Here is a 401-nt window from a genome sequence, read left to right on the forward strand (position 1 = left end):
TCCGGTGGGCGCGTCGGTCCGGAATTTCGGGCACGTCGGCATCACCGCGCAGAGCGGGGAGGGCCTCGCGTACGCGAAGGCCGGGCGCAGGCACTGGCTGAACTTCGGTGCCCGCGCGGGGTTCTGGGTCGGCGAGCTGGGCACGCTGGTGGTGGCCCGGGCGGACGACGAGGTGGAACTGTTGCGGGAGTTCGCATCCCAGCGCGACGGAGACGTCGCGCTGCTGGACCGCGACGCGGTTTCACGGCATGCCTCGATCAAGGACCCGGCATTGCGGGGCGGCGCCCTGTTCACCGAGGACGTCCGGGTCAGCTCCCCCGAGGCCATCCCCGCGCTGGCCCGCTACCTGTCCGAGGAAGGTGTCGAGTTCCAATTCCGGACCAACGTCACCGGCCTTGACG

Annotated in this window: 1 protein-coding gene; it reads left to right on the forward strand. The window is 70.8% G+C overall.

Annotation, left to right across the window (positions count from 1 at the left end; translation table 11 throughout):
* Positions 1 to 401, forward strand: a 401-nt coding sequence (locus tag AC1DYG_RS20290; RefSeq protein WP_477641638.1) for an FAD-dependent oxidoreductase, incomplete at both ends; no start/stop codon positions are given.

Source organism: Pedococcus sp. P1_H8, assembly GCF_056405175.1.